Origin of the sequence: Flavobacterium sp. (assembly GCF_031363805.1) — a bacterium.
In the GTDB taxonomy this organism is placed as follows: domain Bacteria; phylum Bacteroidota; class Bacteroidia; order Flavobacteriales; family Flavobacteriaceae; genus Flavobacterium.
Genome location: NZ_JANLVD010000145.1, coordinates 1 through 2,504, shown reverse-complemented (window position 1 = coordinate 2,504; position 2,504 = coordinate 1). Strand labels below are relative to the sequence as shown.

The following is a 2,504-nucleotide window of genomic DNA, read 5'->3' as shown; positions in this document are numbered from 1 at the left end:
GCTTCACAAATGGCAAATTTTTCAAATTATGGAAAAGAAAACGTAGATATATTTGCTCCTGGAGTTCAAATTTATGCTACTACTCCAAATAATAAGTATGAATTTTTGGGAGGAACTTCAATGGCATCGCCAAATACTGCTGGTGTTGCTGCTTTGATTCGTGCTTATTACCCAAGTCTAAAGGCTGTTCAAGTAAAACAAATTATTATGGAATCTGGAACACCATTATCCAATTCGTTTAATTTGGCTGGAGCCAATGGTTCTCAAACCAATTTAAGTTCTATATCCAAAACTGGAAAAATTGTAAATGCTTACAACGCCTTATTAATGGCGGAAAAAATGACTTCAAAAAAATAATTAATAATTCATTCGATAAGTTTGTCATTCCAAATTAAGATTTATCTTTATTTCGAATGACATTTCTTTTTAACCAAACATAATTATAAATGAAAAATCTACTTTTAATTTCGTTTTTAACAACATTTGGCATTTATGCCCAAAACAATCCAAATCCGGGCTATTGGCAACAACATGTTGACTATAAAATGGAAGTTTGTATGGATGTAAAAACTTATCATTACAAAGGAAAACAAACGCTAGTTTATACCAATAACTCACCAGATACCTTAAAACGGGTTTATTATCATTTATTTAATAATGCTTTCCAGCCCAATAGTGCCATGGATGCTCGCGTAAAATCGATTGTAGATCCTGATGGGCGCATGTCCAAAAAAGTAAAAATGGGCGATAAAACCATTCAGGAAAGTAGAATAGCAAATCTAAAACCCAATGAAATAGGTTACTTAAAAATTTCCAATTTAAAACAAGATGGATTAGAGGCTAAGAATAAAGTGGTAGGAACTATTCTCGAAGTAGATTTGGTAAAGCCACTTTATCCAGGAAAATCAACTACATTTTCTTTAGATTTTGATGGTCAGGTTCCAATACAAATTCGACGTTCTGGAAGAAATAATATCGAAGGCGTTGAATTATCCATGTCGCAATGGTATCCAAAAATGGCTGAATATGATTTTGAAGGTTGGCAAGCCGATCCATATATTGCTAGAGAATTCCACGGTGTTTGGGGGAATTTTGATGTGAAAATTACTATCGATAAAAATTATATTTTAGGTGGCTCGGGATATTTACAAAACGGAAACCAAATTGGATACAATTATCAAGATGCGGGCGTAAACGTTACAATTCCAAAGAAAGAAAAAAACCTCACTTGGCATTTTATAGCGCCAAATGTTCATGATTTTACGTGGGCTGCAGACAAAAATTATATTCATGATATTGCTCAAGTGCCAAACGGAGCAACAATTCACTTTCTATACAAAAACAATCCAAAAATTATTGAAAACTGGAAAAATTTGCAACCCAAAACCGTTCAGTTAATGGAAATTTATAATAAAACTATTGGTAAATATCCCTACAATCAATATTCTGTAATTCAGGGTGGCGATGGTGGAATGGAATATGCCATGTGTACTTTGATATTGGGTGAAGGTAGTTTTGAAGGATTACTCGGAGTGACCGCTCACGAAATGGCACATTCTTGGTTCCAACATGTATTGGCAACCAACGAAAGCAAGCACAGCTGGATGGATGAAGGATTTACTTCTTGGTTGGAAAATTATGGATTAAATGAGATAGCAACAACCAAATTAGAAAATCCTCATCAAGATTCTTATAAAGGATATTATTCACTAGTAAAATCTGGAAAAGAACAACCACAAAGCACACATTCTGATCGATACGACGAAAATAGACCGTATAGTATTTCTGCATACAGCAAAGGAAACATATTTTTATCGCAACTAGAATATTTGATTGGCAAAGATAATTTGATGAAAACTTTGAAACGCTATTATGCCGATTATAAATTCACGCATCCAACACCAAACGATATTAAACACACAGCAGAAAAAGTTAGTGGAGCCAATTTGGATTGGTATTTGAACGATTGGACAAAAACTACAAATACAATAGATTATGGAATAAAATCTGTGAATGAAGATGGAGGAAATACAAAAATTATTTTTGAAAGAATAGGCAGAACCCCAATGCCATTGGACATTACAGTGATTTATAAAGATGGTACACGAGAAAATTTTTATATTCCAAATACATTAATGCGATGGACAAAAGAAAACCAAACTTCCAATGTAAAAAGAACAATTCTTGAACCATGGGATTGGGCATATCCTATTTTTGAAATGGACATTAAAAAAGATAAATCTTCCATAAAAAGTATCACTATTGATGCATCAGGTTTAATGGCCGATGTGAATAGGTTGAATAATATTTTTGAGAAATAATTTAAAAAAATTGAATTTTACTTAATCTTGATTTATATTTTAATTGAGGTGTTCTGATAATTACTTATAATTTTTTCGTATATTTAAAGTATGGAAAAGTTTACAGGACAAAGTATTTTAGAATTTACAGATAAGTTCAAAACGGATTTAGATTGTTTAGAATATTTAGCAGAAATAAAGTGG

The 2,504-nt window shown here is 32.3% G+C and carries 2 protein-coding genes and 1 pseudogene; all 3 read left to right on the top strand.

Features of this window, described 5'->3' with window-relative positions; genetic code table 11:
- Positions 1-357 (top strand): S8 family serine peptidase (locus RMN92_RS08640; RefSeq protein ID WP_309609068.1); only part of this gene is annotated, 357 nt, incomplete at its 5' end.
- Positions 358-446: 89 nt separating this feature from the next.
- On the top strand, positions 447-2,321 hold the full coding sequence (locus RMN92_RS08635) for a M1 family metallopeptidase (RefSeq protein WP_309609067.1): 1,875 nt from the start codon (positions 447-449) through the stop codon (positions 2,319-2,321).
- A gap of 90 nt (positions 2,322-2,411) precedes the next feature.
- Positions 2,412-2,504 (top strand): annotated as a pseudogene (locus RMN92_RS08630) (IS1595 family transposase); the annotation flags it as partial.

Excerpts from the sequence above, each read along its gene's own strand:
- RMN92_RS08635 (WP_309609067.1), top strand. The coding sequence starts at position 447 with ATGAAAAATCTACTTTTAATTTCGTTTTTAACAACATTTGGCATTTAT.